The following is a 19,558-nucleotide window of genomic DNA, read 5'->3' on the forward strand; positions in this document are numbered from 1 at the left end:
TCTATCGCTTGTCTATATTAATTCAGCTTTACGTATCTGCTCGTAGGAGGTTTCTGCATCATGACATTTTTCCCAAATAACTGCTTTGCCTTCTGCGAGAGATTTTTTTACATCTATAATCCGCTGATTACTGCTTCCGCGGAATTGGAGATTTAAATTACGTTTGCTTAATTCAAAACGACCATCCACCAGTATATCAATTTTGTTAAGCAGCTCCAGCTTGTCTTCTGTTTCCAAAAGCAGCTCTTCAAAGGTATAGCCACTCCATGACCAGATATCTTTAGTTGTTCCAAATTCCTGATGAATCCGATCAACAACTTTCAGACAAACCTCTGTATTCAAAAATGGTTCACCGCCAAGAAGTGTCATTCCCTGGACATAGTCATGAGACAAATCCTTGATAATTTGGTCTTCCAGCTCCTGGGTAAAAAGCTTCCCATAATGAAAATTTTGTATAGCTTTGTTAAAGCAGCCTTCACAGGCAAAAAGACAGCCGCTGACATAAAGACTGTTGCGAACTCCTTCACCATCAACGAAGTTGAAAGCTTTATAGTCCGCAATATAATTCTGGCTGTAATCTTTTGCGAGCCATTCTTTTGGGTCAGGATTGTTCATATATAAAATCATCCTTTCAATGATGCATTCATACTGTAAAAGCAGGTAAAAAAGGCAATTTAAATAATTTACTCAATTCCTTGCTTCAGCGCTCGTCTGAGATGAGGACGGGACAAAAGTGATTAGCTCCGAGAATTAAGAAGGAATATCTGAAAATAGTCAAGAAACACTATTCATAGGATGAATAGCTGTGAATGGATACACTACGCTGCGCTTCGATCCCATCAATTTCTACGTAGGAAACATAAGCTTCACTAGGATTGCTTTAGCAGAGTAGATGCAGATGCGTCCTGTTGTCTACTCAGTGAAGGAGCTGCTCCTGCGGTTACTCGTCGCAAAAAGAATTTTTGCTTTTGTCCCACCGTTTATTCGGGGATAGATACGAAGAGCGTTTGGAACTTTATTTCTGTCCCACTCTCGGTTAAAAAAACAGCTTCATTAGAATAAGGAAATTGTTTCTTGGAACCGTCAAAACGATTTTGGGAAGCTTTTCCTTATTCTTTGAAGCTGGCCATTTATTTTTACAGATTCCTTTTAGTTCATGTGTTTAACACGTGAAGAGATTTCTTTGTGACGTCCATGAACCATTGGACGGGCTTGAGGATTTCCGAGATATCCGCAAGTACGTTTTACTACATCGCAAGATTTAGGGTCATGATTTCCGCATTGCGGACATTCAAACCCTCTTTCTGTCGGCTGGAAGTCCCCTTCATAGCTGCATTCATAGCAATGGTCTATCGGTGTGTTTGTACCTAAATAACCGACCTTGTCATAGGCATAATTCCAAACAGCTTCAAGTGCTTTAGGATTTTGCTGCAGAACTGGATATTCGCAGTAGTGAATAAAACCGCCTGAACAATATTGAGGATAGTCTTTTTCAAAATCAAGCTTTTCAAAGGGTGTCGGATTTTTTCGGACATCGTAATGGAAGCTGTTTGTATAGTATTCTTTATCAGTGATGTTTTCTATTACACCGAATTTCTCAGTATCCAAACGGCAGAAGCGATCAGTCAGACTTTCGCTTGGTGTACAGTATACACTGAAATGGTATCCGTACTCGTTGCCCCATTCGTCAGCACTGGCTTTCAAAGTTTTAAGAATATCCAAAGTCAGTTCTTTTGCTTCCGGTTTGTTTTCCCATTCACCGCCGTAAAATGCGGAAGCTACTTCATACAAGCCGATATAGCCCAATGAAACAGTTGCACGTTTATTTTTAAATAGTTCATTTACTGGCTCATCTCTTGAAAGACGTTTGCCAAAAGCACCATACATATAAAGGATTGGTGCATTGGCAGGAGCAGCTTCTTTACAACGTTCTACGCGATAAACAAGCGCATCTTTCATTGTACCCAGCCGTTCGTTAAGCAGTGACCAGAATTTGTCCAAGTCACCATTTGCTTCAAGAGCAATTCTAGGGAGATTTAAGGTTACTACACCTAAGTTCATTCGCCCAACGTTAATTTCCTCGCCGTTTTCATCTTTCCAGCCCTGAAGGAAAGAGCGGCAGCCCATCGGTACTTTAAAACTTCCTGTCAATTCAATCAATCGATCATAATTCAAAATATCAGGGTACATGCGTTTTGTTGCACAGTCCAATGCAAGCTGTTTAATATCATAGTTGGGGTCTTCACTGTTCAGATTTGTTCCTTTTCTCAGTGTGAAGATCAGTTTAGGGAAAATGGCTGTTCGTTTTTCACTTCCCAGTCCATTGATTCGAATTTGCAGAATCGCTTTTTGAATTTCACGTTCAAACCAGCTCAGCCCAAGTCCAAATCCTAGAGAAGTGAACGGTGTCTGACCATTTGAAGTGAACAAGGTATTAATTTCATATTCCAGACTTTGCATAGCATCATAGATGTCTTTTTTTGTTTTTTCCTTCGCATATGTTTCCTGACGTTCTTTTCCGTCAATCCATTTTTTTGCATCATCAAGATGTTTTAAGTAATTTAATTCAGCGAATGGAGCCAGCAGTTCATCTACACGGTCGGCAGAACAGCCGCCGTATTGACTGGAAGCTACATTGGCAATAATCTGTGATATTTGTGCAGTCGCAGTCTGTATAGATTTTGGTGATTCAACTTCTGCGTTTCCAATTTTAAATCCATTATTCAGCATGCCTTTGAAATCAATCAGACAACAGTTCGTCATTGGTGTATATGGATGGTAATCCAGATCGTGATAATGAATATCCCCTTTTTGATGAGCATTGGCAACATGGGGAGGCAGCATTTTTAATCCGATAGATTTACCTACAATTCCGGCGGTCAAATCTCTCTGTGTATTAAAGACATCACTGTCCTTGTTGGCATTTTCATTTACGACAGTCTGATCTTTATTCAGCAGTTTCCCTATAGTAAAATTAATATCAGTTGCTTTACTACGTTCAAAGTCGCGGCGAGTACGGTAGTTAATGTATTCTTCGGCTAATTCGTATTCATTTTTTTCCAATAGAATGTGTTCAACAATGTTTTGGATTTCATAAATTTTTACGTTTGAAGTAAAACGTTCTGCAATTTCCCTGTCTACATGCTCAACAATTTCCTGGATACGTTCGTAGCTGAGAGGCGCTAGTGCCCCGTTAATTTTTTGTTCAGCTTTGATCAAAGCATCATAGATTTTTTGATCATCAAAATCAACGAGACGACCATCTCTCTTAATGATCTTCATATTTCGCAGCGATGAAACGGTAGTGCTAAGAGAATCTTTTTGTTTAACTTCCATCATAACTTCCAACTCCTCAATGACTTATTCCTCATCTATCATAAATCAATTTCGTTTTTCTTTCAACTATATATAGTGCTAAAATGATAAAAAAACACATATCCATAACTATATATTGTATATCCGTGTTTTGAAAAGCTAATGAAAGCACGAAGCGGAACGGTTTATCAAGAATCGCTTTACTAAAAAAGGAGGATTAGAAAAAGTTTTCAATCACAAATGGATTTTTACGGAAGCGCGACAAATTGTTTCGTAATGAGAATGATCTGTGAAAAAAGTAACATTTTAGAATAATTTTCATTAATAGAAGACTAAAGATGAAGTAACAGACTACTAACTTTATCTGCTTGTCTGCAGCGAAGAGAGTGGGGCAGAAATTGGTGCGCTCCTTCTATACAGGACATTGAAATATAAAAATGTCTTGTATAGGGGGAGTTTTGTATGTCTGAGATCCCTAAAACCGAATAAACGGTGTTCCAGTCTTTGTATGATTCGAGCATTCGAAGAAGCCGTAGGAGCAAGTTCCTACATGCCCTCCAGACATGCGACGAGCATTCGAAGAAGCGTAGAAGCAAGTTCCTACATGCCCTCCAGACATGCGACGAGCATTCGAAGAAACCGTAGGAGCAAGTTCCTACATGCCCTCCAGACATGCGACGAGCATTCGAAGAAACCGTAGGAGCAAGTTCCTACATGCCCTCCAGACATGCGACGAGCATTCGAAGAAACCGTAGGAGCAAGTTCCTACATGCCCTCCAGACATGCGACGAGCATTCGAAGAAGCGTAGGAGCAAAGCCCCTCCATGCTTCGAGGATCGGAACGAAGTCCTTCAATTCTTAATGGCTCTGCCGTTTAGAAATTGATGAGATCGAAACGAAGTGTAGTGTAGTGAGAACCGTAGACGCAGAAAAACGGATACAGCGTAATGGTTTGTTTCGAGAATCGTTAGACTCGTAGAGACAGCAGTTCTGGAAATAAGTCGAACTATACTGAAAATATGAGTAGCTCCAGGGAGGTATCCATTCACAGCTAGTCATATTATGACTAGTGTTCCTTGACAATTTTCGTATATTCCGACTTATTGTCATAAATCACTATGATTGACTTGTCAGAGTAGATGATACATGATACCTACCTGGTTCTTGAGACAGAACACTTCTGTCACAACCTCGACGAGTAACCGCAGGAGCAGCTCCTTCGGAATTAAGCCGAACGATCCTGAAAACATGAGGAGCTCCAGATCTGTCACCGAGTAGGTAACAGGACGTCATTTACTCTGCTAAAGCAATCCTAGCGGAGATTGTCAACTCTCGTATGTTTTCTATGTAGAAGTTGATAGGATCGAAGTGGAGCATAGTGTATCCTTTCTCAGCCATTCATTTTAAAAACAATATTATATTTATTTTTTATAAGATTTTCAAAATATTATAATAGACGAATCAATGTTCAGGCAGGAGAATTATTGGTAAAATGAAAGCAATAAAAATGATTGGCGGCAATAAAAATGAATAAAATAATTGAAGTACAGCATGTGAGCAAATCCTATGGCTATCTGATTAATAAAGTAAAGGTTCTTGAGGATCTTTCTTTTACAGTTGAAAAAGGGGAATTTGTAGGGATTATGGGACCCAGCGGAGCTGGGAAATCGACCTTGCTGAATGTAATCTCAACCATTGACTTGCCAACAGCAGGAATAGTAAGAATTAACGGGAAAAATATTTTGGAATTAAAGAGTAATCAATTAAGTGATTTCCGCAGGCAGGAAATAGGGTTTATATTTCAGGAGTTTAATCTTGTTGATTCGTTAACTATCAAGGATAATATTCTGCTTCCTCTTGCCATTGATCATATACCGCTTGAAGAAATGGACAGTCGTCTGCATCATGTTGCAGAGCTGTTGAACATTGAAGCAAATTTGAATGATTATCCGAATACAGTATCTGTCGGACAAAAGCAGCGGGCTGCAGCAGCTCGAGCACTAATCACAAAGCCGCTGCTGATTTTTGCTGATGAACCAACTGGATCACTTGATTCTAAAGCGGCTGCTGAGCTGCTCCAATACTTAACTGAAATAAACAGACAGGATGGTGCGACAATCATAATGGTTACTCATGATCCATACACAGCCAGTTATTGTGACCGAGTTTTGTTTATCAAAGACGGCTCATTCTTTGCAGAGGTTGTTCGACAGGGAGCCAGAGAGAAATTTTTTAATCAGGTCATTGATATGCAGGCGACAATTGGAGGAGGGACCCGTCTGAATGATTTTTAAGTTATCATGGAGAAGTGTTCGGTCGAAATATTATCATTATATAGTTTATCTGATTGGAATGGTCTTTGCTGCAACCATTTATTACAGCTTCAGTGCTATTACTTATGATCGGGTACTGATCGACAGTGTGGGTCAGGAGGTCAGTCTCAAAAATGCAATGGGAATCGGAAGTCTGTTGATTATTGTAATGATTGCCTGCTTTATGATAACCGTCAATCGTTTTTTCTTCTTTCAACGAACAAAGGAAATTGGAATTTATCAGTTGACGGGAATGAAAAACAGACAGATTGCCAGCCTGCTTTTAACAGAGCTGTATATTTTGGGGGCTGCTGCATTAATTGCAGGTCTCATACTGGGCATCATTTTTTCGAAGCTTTTTTCGATGATTTTGGTCAAAATTATGTATTTAAATGTAGAAAGTATTCTTAGAATCTCAGTACCTTCTGTTATGGAAACAACGGGTATTTTTATTTGGCTGCTGTTGATTGTTTCTATTCACATCTGCTTTTTGGTTTATTCGTATCAGCTGACTAGTTTTTTTAAGAAGGAAGAACGGGTAGGTATTCAATCAGAAAAACTGACGAAAAAACAGTTGGTACTTGGAATAACAGGAATTGGTTTGATTGTATTCAGTTATATACTGTCATTTAATATTTGGTCGCTGCCAACCAATTCTGCACAGCTTATCCGGCTGCTGTCTGCGCCATTTTTGCTGGTCGGCTTGTGTACAATCGGCACTTATTTGATTTTTAAATATACCATCCATATTCTTATTCAGTTTTTCAGCAGCAGGAAGGGCTATTATTCTAATGGTTTGACGATGCTTTCTGCCGGTAATACACGTCTTCATTTGAGTAAAGGCAGCAACACACTCACCGCTGTTTCTATCTTTATTGCCTGTGCGTTGGGGATTATCGGCGGAGCAGCTTCGTTTTATACACTGGGAATGGAAAGTGTGAACTCTTCGGACCCAGTTGATTTTATTGTAAGCAGCGAGCTGTTTCAAGCAGCAGAAGAAAATGCAGCTGAGCAGGGGGCCGCTCTTCAAGAAACAAGGCTGAATTTTAAAATGACCGGTGCCCGCTATCGCTACAGCTATTCAATCAGCCGGAAGGAAACACTTGATTATGAAGGTCCGATTAATGTGATTTCGCTGTCTAATTATCAGGACTATCAGGAGATTAATCCGTATTTACAAACAGTTGCGTTAAGAAGTGAAAATGAAGCTGTAATCCTGAATGGAATACAGAATACATTTAGTCGCTTTATTGAGTATGATTCTGCTGTTCAGCTTGCATCAGGCCGAACGATAATGATTGCAGGTATGGTGTCAGATTATCTAGGAAATTCTATGCTTAGGTACAATAAACCAACAATGGTGGTTTCTGATGAAGTTTATGAAGCCATTCCAGCAGATGTTATATTTGAACTGAGTGCTTTCAACCTTGAGCAGAGAGAGGGTGAGATACTTCCGGATCAGATAATGGCTGGGATTTCTAAAGAATGGCAGCATCCGGTGTATTATGGGACGAATGCAAACGATGAGGTTTATGTTTCACAGGAACCGATTCAAGCGTCAAAAACTGAATCGGTTGAAGTCAACGAACAGGAAGGCTGGCGTCTGAATTATACGAGCCGAATAGCCGCATTTATTCACAATCGAAAAGCACTTGGTGTTTTTATCTATGTTATGTTATTTCTAGGTGTTTTGGCGCTGATTATTACCGGGAGTGTCTTAATGGTTCGGCAATTTGCGGAGGCCGAACGTGAGAAAGCAACATTCAGTTTGCTTAGAAAACTGGGGATTTCTGAAAAGCAGCTGCGACGACTGATCTACAGGCAGAATATTGTTGTATTCCTTTTGCCTATACTCTTGGGATTACTACACGCAGGATTTGCCATTCGTTTGTACAGCCAGCTGGTACCAAGTTCAGGCTATTGGCTGGTCTATCTTTCCTGCGGTTTGCTGATTATTATTTACGCAGTTTATTTTCTGGTGACCTCTTCAGTCTATTGTTGGATTGCAGGAGAGAGCAACAAATGAATGTCCGGTATAGGCTGGTTTTAGCAGTTTGAGTCTAGTTTGTGTGGAATTCTATTCCAATTTTCAGTGTTTGACAAGTAATTTTATTAAGGTTCTGAGAGTTCTGTTGCTTTTTCTGCTATTAAATAGAGTATGAATGTTATAATATTTTTGAAATGATTTCTGAAAGGGGCTTTCGTGTTGGATAAGCGTGAAGAAGAATTATTAATCGAGTTAGTAAATGCAAAAGGTGTGCCGGGAAATGAAGACGAGGTACGAGCTGTGTTTAAAAAGCATGCTGAGCCTTTTGCCGACAGTATTCTCTACGATGGCTTGGGAAGTATTATTGCCAAGCGCACAGGGGATAAAGAGGGACCTAAAATTTATTTTGCCGGTCACTTGGACGAAGTTGGCTTTATGGTGACTCAGATCACCGAGAATGGATTTATTAAGTTTGAAGCATTGGGCGGCTGGTGGGAGCAAGTTATGCTGGCACAGCAGGTTCAGATAAAGACTCGGTCAGGAAAGGTCATTCATGGAGTCATCGGTTCAAAACCCCCGCATGTTTTAACTCCTGAAGTGCGGAGCAAGCCTTACCAGATGTCTGATATGTTTATTGATATTGGTGCGTCCAGTGAGGAAATGGTGGAGGAATGGGGGATCAGGCCAGGCGATATGGTTACTCCTTATATTGAATACCGCAGAATGAATGAGACAAAATTTTTACTGGCAAAAGCCTGGGATAATCGCGTCGGCACTGCTGTTTCTTTAAAGGTATTGGAGAATTTGGCTGAATCCGGACATCCTAACATTCTTTTTGCAGGAAGCGATGTTCAGGAAGAAGTAGGGCTGAGAGGGGCTCAAACTAGTACGAATCTGGTTGATCCGGATATAGCATTTGCTCTGGATACAGGTACTGCCGGAGATACACCGGGAATGACACCAAAAGAGGCAGATTCCAAGTTGGGGGAAGGACCGCAGATTTTAATTTACGATGCTTCCATGATTCCACATAAGAAGCTAAAGGATTTTGTTATTGGTATTGCAGAAGAACTGAATATTCCTTTTCAGTATACAGTGATTACAGGCGGCGGAACGGATGCCGGCAGAATGCATTTGGCTCGAAATGGTGTGCCGTCTCTTGCTATTACAGTGCCGGTTCGCTATCTTCACTCTCATACGTCAGTTATTCATGAAGATGACTATTTAAATACGGTTAAGCTGGTGACGGAAGTTGTTAAACGTTTGGATAAGGAAGCCGTTTGCAAAATCAAAGAATATTAAAGGAGATGAGAGAATGGAGAAGCAAATGACCAATGCTATGCATAGAGACAGAGCTAGAAAAGCCCTGAGCGGCAAATGGGGGACGATGGCGCTGATTGTTTTTGCAAGCTTCCTGATCAAATTGTTTGTCAGTAACCTGATCGGCAGTTTTACAAATCTATCAAGTGAGAGTGCTTCAGGCAGGTTAATTAATTTTATATTGAGTAATGGTTTTTATTTTGCATTAACATTTGGTACGTACTTTGCCGCGCTTCAGGTAATTAGGGAACGGCCGGTCAAAGTGGAAATGTTGCTAATGATGTTCAGAGGAGAATATTATCTTCCGCTGCTGCTTATTAATTTGATTCAATATGTGCTGAATCTGCTGATAAACTTTATTATGCTGCTGCCGGTTCTTATCTCATATGGAGCAACTATGTATTTTGGCTTGATGTTTAATGTGGTTTCTGTTGAACGCTTCCAACAGGAAATGTCGGCCAACATCACTCTGGCCTTTGTTATGCTGCTGTTTTCACTGCTGGTCATTTTGATTAGTATGTTTATTGGCGGGGTTTTCCAGTTTGCGGTTTGGGTTAAAATTGATCAGCCTGCTTTGGGAATCGGTGATATTTTGAGAGAAGCTCTGAATATGATGAAGGGGCATTTTAAGCAATACGTATTTTTACAGCTGTCATTTATCGGCTGGTACATTGTTGGAGCTATAGCAGTGGGAATTGGATTATTATGGGTAATCCCTTACCATGATGTTGCGGTGGCAAGTTTATATGACAGTATTCGACGCGAAAAGGAAGTTGTCTTTTAGGAAGGATTGCAAAAATTTTTTCTGAGGGCATTTGAGAATCAGGTCAGATGATCCCTTAAGAAAGAATGAACGGACTGCAGCAAATATATCAGAGGCTGATTAAACACAGAGCTGTTGCAAATGATTAAAAGACTTGGAGGAGAAGCAAGTGAAAATAACTGTTTTAGGCTGTCTGGGTGCATATCCGTATGATGGCAAAGGAACAAGCTCCTATTTATTGGAATCGGAAGACTTCCATTTACTGCTGGATGCAGGAAGTACTACTTTGATTAATTTGGAAAGGCACGTTGATCCATTAGAATTGGATGCGGTTATCTTGTCGCATTATCACTATGATCATATTGCTGATCTGGGTGTCCTGCAGTATTACCGTCAATTGTATCCGGTTTTGACCCCGTTGCCGATTTTGCCGATTTACGGACATACCGATGATGCAGCTCATTTTGCTGAACTGGATATGGATGGAGTGTCTAAAGGAATGCCTTATTTTGAAGCTGAGGAACTGAAAGTTGGACCATTTATCATTAGTTTTATGAAAACAATCCATCCGGTGCCCTGCTATGCTATGCGCTTTGTGGAAGAAAAAACAGGAAAAGTTTTTGTTTATACAGGAGACTCCGGTTATTTGGAAGATTTTATCGAATTTGCTGCAGGAGCAGATATTTTTCTGGCAGATACGTATTTATTTGAAGGTAATGAAAGACACCATGCTCATTTTACTTCGAAGGAATCTGGAGAATTGGCTAAAGCGGCAAATGTGAAAAAGCTGATTTTGACTCATTTACCTCAACATGGGTCTTTGGAAGAATTAAAGAATCAAGCTGAAAAAGCGGCTGATTATCAGGTGCCGGTAGAGCTGGCCTATCAGGATTTAGTTATCGAATTGTAAGCAGTGGTCAATAAAAAAATGAAAAGGAGCTGTTCGGAGTGATATTTGTCCCAAATGAAAACAATGATCCGCGAGTGAATTTAGCAATTGAGACGTATTTATTGAAGGAAAAACCTTTAGATGAACCGATTCTTTTGTTTTATATTAATGAGCCGTCAATTATTATTGGTCGTAATCAAAATACAATTGAAGAAATCAACAAAGAATATGTGGAGGAGCAGGGGATCCATGTCGTTCGCCGATTAAGCGGGGGCGGTGCGGTGTATCATGATCACGGTAACCTGAATTTCAGTTTTATTATGCCGGATGACGGTAATTCTTTCCGGGATTTTGAAAAAGTAACGAAACCGATTATTCAAGCTCTGCATGAATTGGGCGTTTCGGGAGCAGAACTAAAAGGGCGTAATGATTTGGTTATTGACGGAATGAAGTTTTCCGGAAATGCGATGTATGCAACAGATGGACGCATGTTTGCACATGGAACACTGATGTTTGACAGTGATATTGATGAAGTTGTTAATGCGCTGAAAGTACGAAAAGATAAAATTGAGTCAAAAGGAATTAAATCGATTCGTTCACGTGTAACAAATATCAAGCCGTTTTTATCTCAGGATAAGCAGGGGATGACAACAGAGGAGTTTCGTCAGGATATTCTTTTGAAAATTTTTGGTGTTGATTCTGCTGATCAGGTGAAAACGTATGAACTAACTGAGGAAGACTGGCAGCATATCAATAAAATATCTGACGAATATTACCGAAACTGGGATTGGAACTATGGAAAATCTCCTTCCTTCAATTTGGAGCGCAGGCATCGTTTTCCAATCGGCTCTATAGAAGCTCGTATGGATGTTGAAGATGGTCAGATTAAAGAGCTGAAAATTTATGGTGATTTCTTTGGTCTCGGTGAAATTAAAGATGTCGAAAACACATTGACAGGTGTGAAATATGACAAAGAAGCCATCCGTGAAGCAGTTGATAAGATTGACGTAAAAAAATATTTCGGCAATATAGAAAAAGAAGAATTTGTTGAGTTGTTATATTAGGGCATGTCTGAAAAGTTAGTGGAATTCGAATTTTTCAGTGGTTTTTGTTGAAATCAAGGAAGAAAACACAGCTTATGTGGTTCATAAGCGAGTATTTATGACGATGGGTTTGATAAAAATCATCAAACTATTCGCCGATTGAGTTTTCAGACACACCCTAATACAGAGGAAAAAAACATACTGATAAAATATGCAGTGAAAGTCGAGATGATTTTTGCTGCGTATTTTTAATAGTTAAATGCCTGTTTCAGAAAAAGAACAGCTTTTGACATCGAATCCGCCAATTCGTATAATAGTGGTCGTGAGAAGGAGTGAAGAACATGCGCAATGAAATGATGCATCGACCGGTTGTGAAAAAAGAACTGCTGGATTTTATGCGTGAGAAACAGAAAAAATTGCCCGGAGAACTGGGAGTGGTGGAAGAAGAGGCTCATGCAGATGGAGTTCCAGTTATTCCACATGAAACGGTTGTGTTTCTGCAGTTTTTACTGGGGCAGATTAAACCGAAAAATATTTTGGAAATTGGTGCTGCGATTGGTTTTTCTTCCAGTTTAATGGCACAGTATGTCGGAGAAGACGGTCATGTAACAACTATTGACCGCTTTGATGTAATGATAAAGAAGGCAAAGAAAACCTATGAACGTCTGAATTTGACAGATAAAGTAACCCTGTTGGAAGGAGAAGCAGCGGATATTCTACCGACCCTAAATGAAAGCTATGATTTTATTTTTATGGACAGTGCAAAATCCAAATATATTGAATTTCTGCCGAACTGTCTGCGCCTTTTGCGTGTTGGAGGAGTATTGATGGTGGATGATGTTTTTCAAGCTGGGACAATTCTTGAGCCTCTGGAAGATATTCCAAGAGGAAAACGAGCAATTCACCGCAAACTGAATGAGTTTCTCGAAACAGTTATGGCTCATCCGGATTTAACATCCAGTTTAGTACCATTGGGAGATGGTATTATTTTGATTACGAAGGAAAATGAAACGATTGAATTATAAAAATCGAGTTTGGGACAGAATTAAAGTTCCAAACTCTCTTTATATCTAAACCCGAATAAATGGCGGAACAAAAGCAAAAATTCTTTTTGCGACGAGTAACCGCAGGAGCAACTCCTTCGGAATTAAGCCGAACTAGCCTGAAAATATGAGGACCTCCAGGAAGGTATCAATTCACAGCTATTCATTCTATGAATAGCGTTCCTTGACAATTTTCGGATAGTCCTTCTTAATTCTCGGAGCTGATCGCTTTTGCCCCGACCTCGTTTTTGCTGTCAGATTGATCTATAGTAATTTTTTTCGCAGGTTTCAGGCTACATCGGCTTCAAATTTTTTTCCAGCCGATCAATCATCCATGCCAGACGTTTTGTTCGACCTGCTTCGGTTTTAGCATCAAGATAGGCTCTTGTGTATGTCTTTTTTACTGATGGAGACATATTTTGAAAATTTTTATAAGCCAGTTCATTTCCTTTTAGCAAAGCAGCTGTTTGTTCAAGCTGTTCATTGGTAATTGCAGAGGGCTTATTGGCATTATCCCACTGTCCGTTTGCTTTGGCCTCTGCAATTTTTTCCCTGCCGAAATCAGTCATCTGGCCATCGTTTTCCAATCGCTCAACAAGGGATTTATTTTTAGCTGACCACTTGCTGTTTTTTCTTCGGTTGGAAAAATACTTAATGTAGGCAGAGTCGTCTATCCGTTTCATTACTCCATCAATCCAACCGAAGCAAAGCGCTTCTTCAAGTGCTTCACTAGCTCTTAACGTGCTTAATTGATCTGTCTTACTGAACAGCAGCCAAACACCTTCACTGGTTTGACTGTTATCTGACAGCCATTTTCTAAAATCATTTTGTGTTTCAAAATGCAGCGGATCGGTCATTGAGTTTCCTCCTTTAATTCTAAATGGCTCTGCCATTTAGAAATTGATGAGATCGAAACGAAGTGTAGTAAGAACAGTAGAAGCAAAAATTATCTAGTTACTGAGGTTTTCTTATAACCGTTATATTTTAATACGCAACTTCTTTTTTACTGAAACTGTTTATTTTGGTGTAACCAGTTTTTTCAGTGGTTCAACCCCAAACATTTTTTCCTGATAGAGTAGTATTTCCGCACAGGCACGACTGTCTTCAAGAGCATCGTGGTGATGATTCAGCTGGATATTCAAATTTTCGCAAACGGTATTCAGTTTATGATTTGGAAATTCGGGAAACAGCTTTCGGCTGGTTTTCACTGTACAAAGTGAAAGATAATTCGGCTGCTGGATTTGATAATAATCCAGGCATCCGGCCAACACACCACAGTCGAATCCGGCATTGTGGGCAACAACCAAACTGTCAGAGCTGAAGCAGGAACAAATCTGGTTCCAGACATCAGGAAACTTCGGAGCATCCGCAACATCTTCTGGATGAATCCCGTGTACTTGAATATTCTTCCAGAAGAAGTCTGTTTCCGGTTTAATCAGAGAATAATATTCACCAACAATTTGACTATTTTCAACTTTTATCAGGGCCACCGAGCAGGCGCTGTGTTTGGCGTAACTAGCTGTTTCAAAATCAATAGCATAAAAATTCATCTTAAAAATCCTTTCATTCAGATTGATAGTTTAATTATACGTTATTTTTGAAGAAATAGATTTATAGTTAACGTATTTAACAAAAAATTAGGACCTGTTTAGAAATTTTTTAGTCAGGAATCACAGAAGCAGACTGTTCTTCTTTAGTATAAAAATCCGTTAGCTCCACTTCTACAGGACAATGATCACTGCCGAAAATTTCTGTGTGTATTTTGGCTGAAGTCAGCCTGTCTGTCAGATCTTCTGATACAAGGAAGTAGTCAATCCGCCACCCGGCATTGTTCTGCCGTGCATTAAACCGATAGCTCCACCATGAATAGACGCTTTCAGTATCTGGATAGAAATAGCGGAAGGTATCAATAAAACCGCCTTCCAAAAGTGCTGAGAATTTTTGACGTTCTTCTGGTGTAAATCCTGCATTCTTTTGATTGGTTTTCCAGTTTTTCAAGTCAATATTTTTATGAGCAACGTTCAGATCGCCGCAAATAATCACTGATTTTTTCTTTTTAAGTTCACTCAGATAATTAAAAAATGCATCTTCCCAAGTCATTCGGTAATCCAGACGCTTTAACTCATTTTGTGAATTAGGTGTATAACAGGTAACTAAAAAGAAATCAGCATATTCAAGTGTGATCACACGTCCTTCTTTATCATGTTCTTCCATTCCGATCCCATAGTAAGCATTCAGTGCTTCTGCTTTTGCAAAAATAGCTGTGCCGGAATATCCCTTTTTCTCTGCATAGTTCCAGTACTGATAATAGCCAGGAAATACAAGATCAATTTGACCTTCCTGAAGCTTTGTTTCCTGCAGACAGAAAAAGTCTGCATCCATTTCTTCAAATACTTCAATAAAATTCTTTTTGACCACAGCCCGCAAGCCGTTTACATTCCATGAAATACATTTCATTATGAGGTTCCTCCTAATTTTGAAAGTAGATATATTTTACTGCAGATTGTCTGCTATGCTGTGTTTTTTCAGCTTAAAAATGAAAAGAAAACTTAATGCGGTAGAAAGAATAAAAAGCGAAATACCAAAATATAAGAGTGGTGCTTTCTTCAGATTTCGAATAAATGTCTCCCCTAAATAGATTTATAGGTGAAAGAACTGTGTATGAAAAAATATCAATAGAAAACATAAAGCACAGTCCGGCAATAAACAGACAGATAAAGCAGTTTTTTTGCTCATAAACAGCTTCCTCCAACTATTCTGATGAAATGAAAAATAGGTTCAGCCTTATTAATTATAACACTATTGCTCTGACCAAATTATAAATTATAGTAAAAAAATGATAGGAGTTATGTTTGAGTTAGTGAAGAACGAAAGGATCGGACGGATAAGAATTTCTGCAGTGTTAAAGGTAACTTGGGAATCAGCAGCTATTTGAAAACTTTGAATAATGAGCACCAAGAAAAGAAGTAATTTTCTTTGAAATATAGTACTATTAAAGATAATTGTTTATAGGAGAGGGTATGTATGAAAATAGGTGTTATCGGTCTGGGAAACATCGCTCAAAAAGCATATTTGCCGGTGTACAGTGAGTTAAGAAATGAAGGCGAATTTGTTCTTTCAACCAGAAATAAAGAAACAAGAGAGCTTTTACAGAATAAATATGGGTTTAAAGAGCTTGTTGCAACAGTGGAAGAGCTGATTGCTTCAGGAATTGAAGCATGTTTTGTTCATGTGGCAACAGAAGTTCATGTTGAAATTGTAGAAAAACTGTTGAAAGCCGGCATCCATGTTTGTGTGGATAAACCTCTGAGCGAAAATCTTTTAGAAGTTAAAAAACTGCAGGAATACGCACTGAAGAATCAGTTGATTTTGATGATTGCTTTTAACCGCCGTTTTGCTCCGTTTGTTGATAACCTTAAGAAAATTGAAGATAAGAATTTGATTCTTGTACAAAAAAACAGAATTAATTCACCGGGAGCCTCCAGCTTTATGATCTATGATCTTTTTCTTCACGTGGTTGATACAGCGGTTTATCTCCTTGATGGACCCGTTCAGCAGGTGCAGTCAAAAATGATTGAGAAAGACGGGAAGCTGCAACGAGTATTTCTGCATTTAGAGACAGAGACTACAACGGCAATTTGTTCCATGGATCTGGTATCTGGTGCGAATACCGAATCCTGTCAAGTGACGTCACCTTCTGGAACCTTTTACTTGGAGAACTTAACAGACTTGACATCTGTATCTGCAGAAGGAACAGCGAAAGAAACTTTTGGAGACTGGACAACGACGCTTGAAAAAAGAGGATTTGCTCCGATGATAAGAAACTTTATCCAAGGCGTTAGGGAAAAAAATCCTGCGAAGCTAAAACAGGAAGAGGTATTTTTAAGTCATGAACTTTGCAGCCTGATCTTGCAGCAGCATCAACGCCATGTTTTATAGGTGAAATGATAGATTGGTAAAAAGCTTTGGAGAAATCCGAAGGTTTTTAACGTCCTCTAGAAAGTTTCTCTTTATCATGCTAGAATGATAACGATGCTTTGTAAGAAAGGAATCGACTTTCAATGAATAAAATTAAAGAGAAAATACAATTAAAACTTAAAGAAACGACTATTTTGTTTGATGAACCTTTGATGAATTTTACTTTTACAAAGACCGGAGGACCAGCAGACATGCTGTCTTTTCCAAAGACTAAGGAAGAGGTACGGCAGATAGTTCTTTTTTGCAGGGAGAATGATATTCCGTGGATTGTTCTGGGAAATGCAAGCAACCTGATTGTTCGTGATGGCGGAATTCGCGGCATGGTTATCATGCTGGCGGAGATGAATCAGGTCAATGTGGCTGGCGATAAACTAACAGTAGATGCCGGTGCTAAACTGATCGATACAACCTATGAAGCACTGGCCAATGATTTGGCAGGTTTTGAATTTGCATCAGGTATTCCCGGAAGTGTCGGTGGAGCTGTCTTCATGAATGCAGGAGCCTATGACGGCGAAATTAAAGATGTTTTTGAATCAGTGGAAATTTTGTTGCCTACAGGTGAATTTCAACTACTGACAAATGAAGAAATGAATTTTTCCTACAGACACAGTGCTCTTCAGAATATGAAATGTATTGCTTTGCAGGCGGTTTTTGCACTGACAAAGGGTGATACTCAGCAAATCAAACGAAGGATGGATGAGCTGACTGAATTAAGACAGTCAAAACAACCATTGGAATATCCGTCTTGCGGCAGTGTGTTTAAGAGACCGGAGGGACATTTTACAGGTAAGCTGATACAGGATGCTGGATTACAGGGGCTAAAATGGGGCGGTGCACAAATTTCAGAGAAGCATGCAGGTTTTATCGTAAACATTGATGGTGCAACTGCAACTGATTATGTGGAATTGATTGCCCATATCCAGTCAGTGATTCTGGAACAGTTCGGCGTTAAACTGGAAACTGAAGTCCGCATTATCGGTGAAGAAAAATAGAAGAAATAGGGTGTCGAAAACAATACTAAATTTTCGTTTTGCTGAAGAAAAGGACCTTCCCGTAAATTCTTCAATATATCAAAGAACTTGCTGAATACGAATAACTTTCTGCAGAAGTGACTGCAGATGAAACTATTTTGAAAGAGTGGTTTTTTGATAAGGAAAGAGCAAATGTACTGTTTCCTTTGGTTGAAAATAAGCTGATTGGTTTTTGTCTGTACTTTTATAATGTTTCTACATACCTAGTCCGCTCCGGTTTGTATATTGAAGATTCATACATCGAAGAAAAATACTGGAGAATAGGGTATGGCAAAGAACTTCTGCACAAGATTTTTGAAATTGTCAAAGAAGAAAAATTAGGGACGGTGGAATGATTGTACTTAAATGAAAATACACCGGCTATGGAGTTTTATATTTCTCAAGGTACTGATCTGATGATGGATTGGACAGTGTTCAAAGTTAAAAATGAATTGCAAGAAAAAATCATCCTGAACAGAGGTCCAGGATGATTTCTATAATCTAATTTTTGTTGTTTTTTAAGTCTTCAATTTCCACAACCTTGAAGTTCTTTCTTTCCAGCTGCTCCACAATCAGAGTACATATTTCTTCTGTTGTTTCAGAAGGCAGGGTGATTAATGTCCGGCGAATAAACTCATCTTCACCAATATCCAGAGTGATACAGCTGGCTATACTGCTGTGCTTTGCAATGATCTTGGAAATGCTTGCCAAATCGCCCTGTTTGCCAGTTGAAGCAATAGTCAGAACATAGCTTCCTCTTTCAATATTCCATGATTGAGCGAGAATGTTCAGAAGAGTGCTGTGGGTCAAAATTCCATAAAAATGATTATTTTCATCTAAAACAGCAATATAAGGCAATTCTTTGATTGTAAAGAACACTTTAAAAAAGGAAGTGTTGATAAAAATAAATTTCGTCGCGTTCTTTAATAAATAAGTTACAGGGAGACTCATATCCCCTCCGTTTGCTTTGTGTCTGTAGATATGCATTTTATAAATATTGCCTCGGAATATTTTTCCTGTTTTATCCAAAATCGGTACACAACGATAGCCTGATTCTTCTAGTATATTTAAGGCTTCTTCCAATGTGCAGGATTCGTTTACTGTAGTTAGATTTTTTTTCTTGAGAACAACAGATTTTACTAACATGTCTAGCCCTCCTTGAATTAGATGTTTATGACAAATTAATGATAACATAACTTGATGAAAAACAATAGCCTGTAGAATACAGCAGAATTTGAAAAAATTCGGATTTTCAGTTTTCAATTTTTGGAAGAATGGCTGTTTAAGATTGTTGACTGAAGCAACGGAAATTAAAGAGAGTTACTGCTTGTGTACTGTCTGATTGCTCTCAATAAATTGATGCTGATTTTTTTAGGCAGTTGATAAAGGAGATAGGAATTTTTTTAAGAATTGACAGCAGGTTGCACAAGGACAAAAGGATGAAGAAACCAATAGTGAAAATCATATTATTAATTTTCTGAATCTAAAATTTCTCTGTTATTTCCCATTCACTTTTGGTGATAGCAGATAGTTAGTCAAAAAATACATGGCTATTATTTATCAATTGCAAATTTTTTGATTAATAACCATACATTTCAGAAATTTTTCTACAGTTTCAGAAAAATATTTCTTCATGATTTTGTCATGAGATTGAAATACTCAATATTGACTTTTTTTCAATTAAGTGCTAATGTTATTGAGTGATTTTGCGAACGGAGGAGGATAAAATATGGCAGTAAAAAAAGCAGCTCTAGCCTGTTCAGTTTGCGGCTCTCGCAATTATTCCAAAGCAGTCAGTGAGGGAAAGCGCGGAGAGCGATTGGAAGTAAAAAAGTTCTGTAAATATTGCGGACAGCATACCTTACATAAAGAAACGAAATAACCATTTGGAGGGGTAG

General features: G+C 38.9%; 17 protein-coding genes. 11 read left to right on the forward strand and 6 right to left on the reverse strand.

All coding sequences use genetic code 11. The features are described from left to right. Window positions 1-12: 12 nt before the first annotated feature. Window positions 13-615, reverse strand: coding sequence for an anaerobic ribonucleoside-triphosphate reductase activating protein (gene nrdG / locus LI951_RS09145; RefSeq protein WP_229441932.1), 603 nt, complete (start codon window positions 613-615; stop codon window positions 13-15). Between the two features lie 534 nt (window positions 616-1,149). Beyond that, on the reverse strand, window positions 1,150-3,339 hold the full coding sequence (nrdD, locus tag LI951_RS09150; protein WP_229441933.1) for an anaerobic ribonucleoside-triphosphate reductase: 2,190 nt from the start codon (window positions 3,337-3,339) through the stop codon (window positions 1,150-1,152). A gap of 1,502 nt (window positions 3,340-4,841) precedes the next feature. Here nrdD and LI951_RS09155 point away from each other — a divergent pair. The 7 genes from LI951_RS09155 to LI951_RS09185 all read left to right on the forward strand — a co-directional run bounded on the left by LI951_RS09155 (window position 4,842) and on the right by LI951_RS09185 (window position 12,654). Next, entirely contained in the window at window positions 4,842-5,609 is a 768-nt protein-coding gene (locus LI951_RS09155) for an ABC transporter ATP-binding protein (protein ID WP_202066861.1), read from the forward strand. Beyond that, window positions 5,599-7,653 (forward strand): FtsX-like permease family protein, encoded by a 2,055-nt coding sequence (locus tag LI951_RS09160; protein ID WP_229441934.1) that lies wholly within the window; start codon window positions 5,599-5,601, stop codon window positions 7,651-7,653. Before LI951_RS09155 ends, LI951_RS09160 begins: the two co-directional genes overlap by 11 nt. Before the next feature lie 180 nt (window positions 7,654-7,833). Next, window positions 7,834-8,916 (forward strand): M42 family metallopeptidase, encoded by a 1,083-nt coding sequence (locus LI951_RS09165; RefSeq protein WP_229441935.1) that lies wholly within the window; start codon window positions 7,834-7,836, stop codon window positions 8,914-8,916. A 13-nt stretch (window positions 8,917-8,929) separates the two neighbouring features. Further along, a complete protein-coding gene (locus LI951_RS09170; RefSeq protein WP_202066864.1) occupies window positions 8,930-9,718 on the forward strand; it encodes a DUF975 family protein in 789 nt (262 codons plus the stop codon). A 148-nt stretch (window positions 9,719-9,866) separates the two neighbouring features. Then, window positions 9,867-10,607: an MBL fold metallo-hydrolase gene (locus LI951_RS09175; RefSeq protein ID WP_229441936.1), complete on the forward strand. Its 741-nt coding sequence runs from the start codon at window positions 9,867-9,869 to the stop codon at window positions 10,605-10,607. A 38-nt stretch (window positions 10,608-10,645) separates the two neighbouring features. Then, entirely contained in the window at window positions 10,646-11,650 is a 1,005-nt protein-coding gene (locus LI951_RS09180) for a lipoate--protein ligase (protein ID WP_229441937.1), read from the forward strand. A gap of 320 nt (window positions 11,651-11,970) precedes the next feature. Beyond that, a complete protein-coding gene (locus tag LI951_RS09185; protein WP_202066867.1) occupies window positions 11,971-12,654 on the forward strand; it encodes an O-methyltransferase in 684 nt (227 codons plus the stop codon). 311 nt (window positions 12,655-12,965) lie between these two features. Here LI951_RS09185 and LI951_RS09190 read toward each other — a convergent pair whose 3' ends face one another. From LI951_RS09190 to LI951_RS09200, 3 genes are all read right to left on the reverse strand, one after another. Continuing rightward, complete coding sequence (locus LI951_RS09190; protein WP_202066868.1) at window positions 12,966-13,529, reverse strand: YdeI/OmpD-associated family protein; 564 nt, start codon at window positions 13,527-13,529, stop codon at window positions 12,966-12,968. 159 nt (window positions 13,530-13,688) lie between these two features. Then, window positions 13,689-14,222, reverse strand: coding sequence for a 3'-5' exonuclease (locus LI951_RS09195; RefSeq protein ID WP_202066869.1), 534 nt, complete (start codon window positions 14,220-14,222; stop codon window positions 13,689-13,691). 109 nt (window positions 14,223-14,331) lie between these two features. Then, window positions 14,332-15,129: an exodeoxyribonuclease III gene (locus tag LI951_RS09200; protein WP_202066870.1), complete on the reverse strand. Its 798-nt coding sequence runs from the start codon at window positions 15,127-15,129 to the stop codon at window positions 14,332-14,334. 567 nt (window positions 15,130-15,696) lie between these two features. Here LI951_RS09200 and LI951_RS09205 point away from each other — a divergent pair. The 3 genes from LI951_RS09205 to LI951_RS09215 all read left to right on the forward strand — a co-directional run bounded on the left by LI951_RS09205 (window position 15,697) and on the right by LI951_RS09215 (window position 18,016). Beyond that, a complete protein-coding gene (locus LI951_RS09205; RefSeq protein WP_229441938.1) occupies window positions 15,697-16,611 on the forward strand; it encodes a Gfo/Idh/MocA family protein in 915 nt (304 codons plus the stop codon). A 122-nt stretch (window positions 16,612-16,733) separates the two neighbouring features. After that, window positions 16,734-17,642, forward strand: a complete 909-nt coding sequence (gene murB / locus LI951_RS09210; RefSeq protein WP_229441939.1) for a UDP-N-acetylmuramate dehydrogenase — start codon at window positions 16,734-16,736, stop codon at window positions 17,640-17,642. 137 nt (window positions 17,643-17,779) lie between these two features. After that, on the forward strand, window positions 17,780-18,016 hold the full coding sequence (locus tag LI951_RS09215; protein ID WP_229441940.1) for a GNAT family N-acetyltransferase: 237 nt from the start codon (window positions 17,780-17,782) through the stop codon (window positions 18,014-18,016). A 145-nt stretch (window positions 18,017-18,161) separates the two neighbouring features. Here the strand turns inward: LI951_RS09215 and cbpA are convergent, their stop codons facing one another. Beyond that, window positions 18,162-18,806 (reverse strand): cyclic di-AMP binding protein CbpA, encoded by a 645-nt coding sequence (cbpA, locus tag LI951_RS09220; RefSeq protein WP_202066874.1) that lies wholly within the window; start codon window positions 18,804-18,806, stop codon window positions 18,162-18,164. A gap of 583 nt (window positions 18,807-19,389) precedes the next feature. Here cbpA and rpmG point away from each other — a divergent pair. Continuing rightward, the gene (gene rpmG / locus LI951_RS09225) at window positions 19,390-19,542 is read left to right on the forward strand and encodes a 50S ribosomal protein L33 (protein ID WP_202066875.1); all 153 of its coding nucleotides are present in this window, start codon (window positions 19,390-19,392) and stop codon (window positions 19,540-19,542) included. Window positions 19,543-19,558: the final 16 nt, after the last annotated feature.

The organism is Enterococcus sp. BWT-B8 (assembly GCF_020567625.1).
Classification (GTDB): domain Bacteria; phylum Bacillota; class Bacilli; order Lactobacillales; family Enterococcaceae; genus Enterococcus_L.

Bases quoted from the DNA above. Each gene is read 5' to 3' on its own strand.
- nrdG (WP_229441932.1), bottom strand. From the start codon at position 615: ATGAACAATCCTGACCCAAAAGAATGGCTCGCAAAAGATTACAGCCAG.
- nrdD (WP_229441933.1), bottom strand. From the start codon at position 3,339: ATGATGGAAGTTAAACAAAAAGATTCTCTTAGCACTACCGTTTCATCG.
- LI951_RS09155 (WP_202066861.1), top strand. From the start codon at position 4,842: ATGAATAAAATAATTGAAGTACAGCATGTGAGCAAATCCTATGGCTAT.
- LI951_RS09160 (WP_229441934.1), top strand. From the start codon at position 5,599: ATGATTTTTAAGTTATCATGGAGAAGTGTTCGGTCGAAATATTATCAT.
- LI951_RS09170 (WP_202066864.1), top strand. From the start codon at position 8,930: ATGGAGAAGCAAATGACCAATGCTATGCATAGAGACAGAGCTAGAAAA.
- LI951_RS09185 (WP_202066867.1), top strand. From the start codon at position 11,971: ATGCGCAATGAAATGATGCATCGACCGGTTGTGAAAAAAGAACTGCTG.
- LI951_RS09190 (WP_202066868.1), bottom strand. From the start codon at position 13,529: ATGACCGATCCGCTGCATTTTGAAACACAAAATGATTTTAGAAAATGG.
- LI951_RS09195 (WP_202066869.1), bottom strand. From the start codon at position 14,222: ATGAATTTTTATGCTATTGATTTTGAAACAGCTAGTTACGCCAAACAC.
- LI951_RS09200 (WP_202066870.1), bottom strand. From the start codon at position 15,129: ATGAAATGTATTTCATGGAATGTAAACGGCTTGCGGGCTGTGGTCAAA.
- LI951_RS09205 (WP_229441938.1), top strand. From the start codon at position 15,697: ATGAAAATAGGTGTTATCGGTCTGGGAAACATCGCTCAAAAAGCATAT.
- murB (WP_229441939.1), top strand. From the start codon at position 16,734: ATGAATAAAATTAAAGAGAAAATACAATTAAAACTTAAAGAAACGACT.
- cbpA (WP_202066874.1), bottom strand. From the start codon at position 18,806: ATGTTAGTAAAATCTGTTGTTCTCAAGAAAAAAAATCTAACTACAGTA.
- rpmG (WP_202066875.1), top strand. From the start codon at position 19,390: ATGGCAGTAAAAAAAGCAGCTCTAGCCTGTTCAGTTTGCGGCTCTCGC.